This is a genomic window from Hoeflea sp., assembly GCF_984452065.1.
In genome coordinates this window covers 1-7,085 of record NZ_CFHWAF010000111.1, presented here as the reverse complement: position 1 = coordinate 7,085, position 7,085 = coordinate 1, and the positions used below count along the sequence as shown (strand labels likewise).

General features: G+C 61.8%; 6 protein-coding genes. 3 read left to right on the top strand and 3 right to left on the bottom strand.

The genetic code is table 11. The annotated features are described in order from the left end of the window. Positions 1-774, bottom strand: a 774-nt coding sequence (locus tag AC5E6N_RS18155; RefSeq protein WP_491749132.1) for a UDP-2,3-diacylglucosamine diphosphatase, incomplete at its 3' end; no start/stop codon positions are given. Between the two features lie 145 nt (positions 775-919). On the opposite strand from AC5E6N_RS18155, the gene AC5E6N_RS18150 reads away from it, so the two are divergent. The 3 genes from AC5E6N_RS18150 to AC5E6N_RS18140 all read left to right on the top strand — a co-directional run bounded on the left by AC5E6N_RS18150 (position 920) and on the right by AC5E6N_RS18140 (position 5,152). Further along, positions 920-1,699, top strand: a complete 780-nt coding sequence (locus tag AC5E6N_RS18150) for an SDR family oxidoreductase (protein WP_491749131.1) — start codon at positions 920-922, stop codon at positions 1,697-1,699. Between the two features lie 53 nt (positions 1,700-1,752). After that, a complete protein-coding gene (locus AC5E6N_RS18145) occupies positions 1,753-4,059 on the top strand; it encodes an NADP-dependent malic enzyme (protein ID WP_491749130.1) in 2,307 nt (768 codons plus the stop codon). An 82-nt stretch (positions 4,060-4,141) separates the two neighbouring features. Continuing rightward, positions 4,142-5,152, top strand: coding sequence for a DUF2865 domain-containing protein (locus tag AC5E6N_RS18140; protein ID WP_491749129.1), 1,011 nt, complete (start codon positions 4,142-4,144; stop codon positions 5,150-5,152). On the opposite strand, the gene gltX is transcribed toward AC5E6N_RS18140, so the two are convergent. Both gltX and AC5E6N_RS18130 read right to left on the bottom strand, forming a co-directional pair. Then, positions 5,070-6,464: a glutamate--tRNA ligase gene (gene gltX / locus AC5E6N_RS18135; protein ID WP_491749128.1), complete on the bottom strand. Its 1,395-nt coding sequence runs from the start codon at positions 6,462-6,464 to the stop codon at positions 5,070-5,072. The two genes, AC5E6N_RS18140 and gltX, sit on opposite strands and share 83 nt — an antisense overlap. Positions 6,465-6,502: 38 nt before the next feature. Next, a partial coding sequence (locus AC5E6N_RS18130) for an MFS transporter (protein WP_491749127.1) occupies positions 6,503-7,085 on the bottom strand: 583 nt, incomplete at its 5' end.

The following is a 7,085-nucleotide window of genomic DNA, read 5'->3' as shown; positions in this document are numbered from 1 at the left end:
CACGCCCCGCCGTCCCTCGACCTGATCGGAATGCACGTCCCAGTGCAAGAGATGCATATTGCCGTCGAAATCCTCGGCAACGGCAGTGCAGCTCTCAACCCAGTCACCGGTGTTGATATAGCGGATACCGCCGAAATCCTCGATCGTGGCATGATGAATGTGCCCGCAGATAACGCCTTCGACATCGCGCCTGCGCGCCTCTTCCACGACAACGCGCTGAAACTCGCCGATGAAGTTCACCGCCTGTTTGACCTGAAGCTTCGCCCAGGCGGAAAAGGACCAGTATGGCAGACCCGCGCGGCGCCTCAATCCGTTGACACCGCGATTGACGAAGATCGCCAGATCATAGGCCCAGTCGCCAAGGTGCGCGAGAATGCGCGCATGCCGCACGACGACGTCGAACTCGTCCCCGTGAAGCACCAGATAGCGCTTGCCGTCGGCACCCTCGTGGATCATATTGAGCGCCACCTCTATGCCGCCGAAATGCGTGCCGGGAAAGTCGCGCAGGAACTCGTCATGATTGCCCGGGATATATACAATTCGCGTACCCTTGCGGGCCTGGCGCAGGAGTTTCTGAACCACATCGTTGCAGTCCTGCGGCCAGTTCCAACTGCGTTTCAGCCGCCAGCCGTCAACGATATCGCCGACCAGAACAATCTGCTCGGCCTCATGATATCGAAGAAAATCAATCAGGTAGTCCGCCTTGGCCGCTCTTGAACCCAGATGAACATCGGAGATGAAGAGAGTCCGATACCGTTTCGCCGTCTGTGCCATGATCGCCACCGTAACGTTTCAGCGTTTCACGCAACGGCTAACCAGAGTCGTATCACAATCTGATGACAAATACGGTTTGATCTGAATTGACGGCTCGTGCAAAAGGGATGCCGGACCCGGCGCGACACAGTGAAAGGAGAGCGGGATGGACCTTGGCCTTGCGGGCAGGAAAGCAATCGTCTGCGCATCAAGCCGCGGACTCGGCAGGGGCTGCGCCATGGCGCTTGCGCAAGCCGGATGCCATGTCGTCATCAACGGCCGCGACGGCGATACGCTGGCCGCGACGGCGGATGAAATCCGCGCCGCAACCGGCACGCAGGTCGAAGCGATCGTCGCCGACGTTTCCACCGCTGACGGGCAGCGCGCCCTGCTGGATGCCTGCCCCGATCCGGATATACTGGTCAACAACAACGGGGGCCCGCCGCCCCGGGATTTCAAGGAACTTGACCGGGCGGCGATCCTGGAAGGGGTCACCCAGAACATGGTGACGCCCATCGAACTCGTCCAGTCGGTCATCGACGGCATGTGCGAGCGCCGGTTCGGCCGTATCGTCAACATCACGTCGTCCTCCGTCTATATGCCCATTCCCGGCCTTGATCTGTCGTCTGGCGCTCGGGCCGGCCTGACATCTTTCCTGGCGGGCGTAGCCCGCCGGGTCGCATCGCAGAACGTCACGATTAATACGCTTCTGCCGGGAAAAATGGACACGGACCGGTTGGCGTCCTCATTCCGCAACACATCGCAAAAAACCGGAAAGACCATGGAAGAGATCAAGCACGCCGCCCTCAAACAGGTCCCGGCCGCCAGGATGGGAACGGCAGAAGAGTTCGGCAGCACATGCGCCTTCCTGTGCTCCTCGCAGGCAGGCTACATTACCGGCCAGAACATTCTGGTGGATGGCGGTCTTTATCCGAGCGCGTTTTAGGTAAATACTTAAAAAAGGCGCTGTCTGCGCCGGCAAAGCAAGGACAAGCCCTGATGAATTCCAAAGTCGAAACCCCGGATGAACACGACCAAGGTGATTTCGAGGAAAGCGCGCTCTTTTTCCATAAGTATCCGACGGCGGGAAAGCTGGAAATCCAGGCGACGAAGCCGCTCGGCAACCAGCGCGACCTGGCGCTGGCCTATTCCCCCGGGGTCGCCGCGCCTTGCCTTGCCATCCAGAAACAGCCGGACCTCGCCGCCGACTACACGGCGCGTGCCAATCTGGTCGCCGTCGTCTCGAACGGCACCGCAGTCCTCGGCCTTGGCTCCATTGGCCCTCTGGCCTCGAAGCCGGTCATGGAGGGCAAGGCCGTTCTGTTCAAGAAATTCGCCGGCATCGACGTTTTCGACATAGAGATCGATTCGCAGGATATCGATCACGTCGTCTCGGTCGTCTCCGCGCTCGAGCCGACCTTCGGCGGCATCAATCTGGAGGACATCAAGGCACCCGAATGCTTCGAGATCGAAGACCAGTTGCGCGAGAAGATGAACATACCCGTCTTCCATGACGATCAGCACGGGACGGCGATCATTGTCGCGTCGGCAATCCTGAACGGGCTGGAACTTGCCGGCAAAAAGCTCGACAGCGCCAAGATCGTCACCAGCGGCGCGGGCGCCGCCGCCCTCGCCTGCCTCAATCTTCTGGTCGAGCTCGGCGCCAAGCGCGAGAACATCTGGGTCCACGACATAGAAGGCCTTGTCTATGAAGGCCGCGAGGTTCTGATGGACCGCTGGAAGGCGGTCTATGCGCAGAAATCCGAAAAGCATGCGCTGGAGGATCACATCGAGGGCGCCGACGTCTTTCTCGGGCTGTCCGCCGCCAATGTCCTCAAGCCGGACATGCTCACCCGGATGGCGGACAAGCCTCTTGTCATGGCGCTCGCCAATCCCACACCGGAGATCATGCCCGATGCCGCGCGCGCGGCGCGGGCGGATGCCATGATCTGCACCGGCCGCTCCGATTTCCCCAACCAGGTCAACAATGTCCTGTGTTTTCCCTATATCTTCCGCGGCGCGCTTGATTGCGGCGCCAGCACAATCAACGAAGAAATGAAGATGGCCGCCGTGCGCGCCATAGCCGGGCTGGCGCGCGAAGAGGCATCGGATGTGGCAGCAAAAGCCTATTCCGGCGACACCCCCGTCTTCGGGCCGGACTATCTCATCCCCTCGCCTTTCGATCCGCGCCTCATCCTGCGCATCGCACCGGCCGTCGCGAAAGCGGCGGCGGATTCGGGCGTCGCCACCCGGCCGGTGGCCGACATGGAAGCCTATCTGGACAAGCTGAACAGGTTCGTCTTCCGGTCCGGGCTGTTGATGAAGCCGCTGTTTGCCGCCGCCAAGACCGCTGAGAAAAAGCGCGTCATTTTCGCCGAGGGTGAGGACGAACGCGTGCTGCGCGCGACCCAGGTGCTGATCGAGGACGAGATAGCCCGCCCGATCCTGATCGGACGCCCGGACATTATCGAAACACGGCTCAAGAGGTTCGGCCTCAGGATCCGGCCGGACAAGGATTTCGAGGTCACCAATCCGCATGACGACCCGCGTTACCGGGACTATGTCGATCTCTATTTCTCGCTGGTCGGGCGAAAGGGCATCAATCCGGAGGCCGCGCGCACGATGGTGCGCACCAATGCGACCGTTATCGGCGCTCTCGCAGTCCGCCGAGGCGACGCCGACGCGCTGATCTGCGGGGTCGAGGGCCGTTACGCCAAACATCTGAGAGATGTAAGGCAGGTCATCGGTCTCGACGACGGCGTGCGTGCGTTTTCGGCGCTCAGCCTTCTGATCTCGCAGCGCGGCGCGACATTCTTCACCGACACCTATGTTTCGCTGAACCCGTCCGCGGAAGAGATCGCCGAAACGACCCTGATGGCGGCCAAGGAAATCAGACGCTTCGGCATTACGCCCCGCGCGGCCCTCTTGTCCCTTTCCAACTTCGGCTCGCGCGATTGCGAAAGCGCCCGCAAGATGCGTGAGGCCATCGGACTGATCCGCGAACTGGACCCTGAACTCGAAGCCGATGGAGAAATGCACGGCGATTCAGCCATTTCGGAGATCTTGCGCAATCGGGTGATGCCGGATTCCCACCTGACCGGGGAAGCGAACCTGCTCGTGTTTCCGACGCTCGACGCGGCCAATATCACGCTTGGCGTTGTCAAGACGATGATGGATGCGCTGCATGTGGGTCCGATTCTTCTGGGCGGCGCGAAGCCGGCGCACATCCTGACGCCATCCGTCACGTCACGCGGCGTGGTCAATATGGCGACACTTGCCGTTGTCGAGGCCTCGGTTCCGGAATAGCGGCGCCTGTCGGCCGCGGCCGGGCGGCTATAAATTCTCCAGATTACGTGTATGCTTCGGCAACACGGTAAAGGTGCTTGTTTTGAAGCTGACTGGTTCTGGATTGCGGTACGTTCTGGTCCTTGTGGCGATCCTGACCACGGCGGCGGGCGGGCAGGCAATGGCTCAGGATATGGCGCTGTGTTCCCGCTTGCAGGCACAGCTCGACCAGTATGGCAGCCGTGAGATCGGCGCTGTTCCGGCCGGCGGCTACGACGCAGCGATCATCGAGAAGCGGCAAAGGATCGAGCAGATCCGATCCGATCTCTACAGCCTCGATTGCGGCGGCAGCATCATCGTATTCGGCAACAGGACCCAGGCCATGTGCCGGCGGATTTCGGCCGCGCTGGCGCGCGAGGAAGCGCAGCTCGACAGGTTGCTCCTGCAACGCCACAACGCGCCGCGTCCCGAGGCCTCAGGCGCCCGCCAGCGCATTCTCGCGGCGCTTCGGGCCAATGGCTGCCCTCCGGATGACGGTGTCCGCATCCGCCAGTCGATCGGCATCGAAACGGAGCAAAACCTGATCGATCCCGGCGATCCGTATGCCCGATACCGCACCATGTGCGTAAGAACCTGCGACGGGTATTATTTTCCGGTCTCGTTTTCGGCATCGCCCCTGGAATTCGACCGCGACGCCGAGCGCTGTGCCACCATGTGCCCCGGCGCCGATGTCAGCCTGTTCTTCCACCGGGTTCCGGATCAGGAGAGCGAGGACATGGTTTCCGTTGCCGATCAGACACCGTACCGTTCTCTACCGACCGCATTCGCCTATCGAAGCGGAAGCGCCGACAATCCGCAATGCAGCTGCCAGCCGGGGCCGCCGGCAGATGACCTTGCCGTCAGCCCGGGAGGCAGCCGGTCGATCATTATCATCACGCCGCCGGGCAACGATGACGACAAACCCGAAGACGCGGCGGCCGTCGAAACGCAGCCGGCGGCGCCAGCCCGTGAGATTGACCCGAACCGGCGTGTCAGGGTCGTCGGTCCAAAGTTCCTGCCCGACCAATCAGAGGCAATAGATCTGCAAGCTCCGGTCCGGACCGGCGACCCGTAAGCGCCAGTCTCAGCGGCATGAACAGGGCGCGACCCCTGCGCCCGCTGTCCTGTTTGAGGCGGCCGGTCCAGGTCGACCAGGTCGTCGCGTCCCACGGTTCGGGCGGAAGCTGCGCGAACGCATCGCGGACAAAATCCATATCCTCCGCCGGCACCGGCTCCGGATCGCTCAGGCCCGTTGTCACTATAGTCCACCACTCGGCCGCATCCTTGACGAAGTCGATATTGCCCCGGACGGCGTACCAGAAAGCTTCGGCTTTACCGCCGGCAATACCGGCCGCCGCCAGCCGGGCACCTGCCTCTTCAAACGAAAGCGCGCGCACCAGCGCCCGGTTGAGCGTCGTCAATTCCGCCGGATCGAACTTGGCGGCCGATTTGGACGCGAATTCCGGGCGAAACAGTTCCATGAGCGCAGCCATGGAAGGCAATGCGGAAACACTCTCGGACGTTCCGATCAGCACCGCGAGGCTGGCAATCGCCATGGGCTCGAAGTCCTGCTCGCGCAGGGACCCGATGGACAGGGCATTGGAGCGTTTCGACAGGCCCTCACCGGAAACCGAGGTCAGAAGATTATGGTGCCCGAAGGATGGAGCCTCGCTTCCGAGCGCCTTGAAAAGGGCAATCTGCGCACCCGTATTGGTGACATGATCGTCACCGCGAATGATATGGGACACGCCCATCTCCATATCGTCGATGACCGATGGCAGCGTGTAGAGATAGGTGCCGTCCTCGCGGATCAGCACCGGGTCCGACATCGACGCAAGGTCGACGGTCTGCGGACCACGCACCACATCGTCCCAGTGCACCTCGGTGCGTCGCGTCTCGAAGGGGTTTTCGGCATAGTTCGGCAATAGAAAGCGCCAGTGGGGCCTGCGGCCCTCGCTCTCATGCGCGCGCCGTTCCTCATCGGTGAGCTTCAGTGCCTCCCGGCCGTATACCGGCGGCAGGCGGCGTGCGAGCCGAAGCTTACGGCGGCGCTCCAGCTCTTCACCGGTTTCGTAGCAGGGATAAAGCAGTCCGTCCGCCTTCAGCCGGTCGGCGGCGGCGGCATAGGCCTCGAACCGTTTGGATTGCCAGGCCACGATGTCGGGACTGATGCCGAGCCATTCCAGATCCGCCCTGATCGCCTCGGCAAACGCGTCGCTGGAGCGTGCCTCATCGGTATCGTCGAAACGCAGAACGAATTCGCCACCGTGCTGTTTGGCGAACAGCCAGTTGAACAGCGCGGTGCGTGCGTTGCCGATATGTATGTGGCCCGTGGGCGACGGCGCGAAACGCACGGTGACGGGACGATTGTCTTCCAGTTCGGTCATGATGGCGGGTTACTCAAGGCGAATGTGAATGGCAAGCGTTATTGTTGAGCCACCGGGTCCGCCATGACAGTTTGGCGTGCCGCGATGCGGCGGCTGACGAAGATCATGGCGACGCTGATGGCGATGCAATAGGCGCCCATCAACAGGATCTGAAGCGGATAGGCGACGCCGAAATCGATCAGGAAGCCGGTGATACCCGGCCCCATCGCCGTGGAGAAAACCATCAGCGCTATGACCACGGCGCGGATGGAGCCGAGATGCCGCGTCCCGTAGATCTCCGGCCACAAAGCGCCGAACAGCGTTGAGGAAAACCCGTAGGAAATGCCGAGAAGCGCCATGAAGGCAAACATGCCCCAGGAGGGCTCAACGAGCGCCAGCAGAAAACATGAGGCCGAAAGCGGCAGCAGAAAGGTCGGCAGAAGCCGCACCGCCGAAAGCCGGTCGATAAGCAACCCGCCCAGGAGAGCGAAGCAGACAGTCATGACGGCAAGCAGAGCGAACGATCCCGCAAAGGCCTCGATGGACCAGCCGCGCAATTCGACGAGATAGACCTGGTGGAAGAATATGGTCGTGCCGATAAAGCCGGGCGCCAGCATGCCGAGAAGTATCAGCCAGAAGACG

Coding starts and splice junctions, on each gene's coding strand:
- AC5E6N_RS18145 (WP_491749130.1), top strand. CDS start 1,753: ATGAATTCCAAAGTCGAAACCCCGGATGAACACGACCAAGGTGATTTC.
- gltX (WP_491749128.1), bottom strand. CDS start 6,464: ATGACCGAACTGGAAGACAATCGTCCCGTCACCGTGCGTTTCGCGCCG.
- AC5E6N_RS18150 (WP_491749131.1), top strand. CDS start 920: ATGGACCTTGGCCTTGCGGGCAGGAAAGCAATCGTCTGCGCATCAAGC.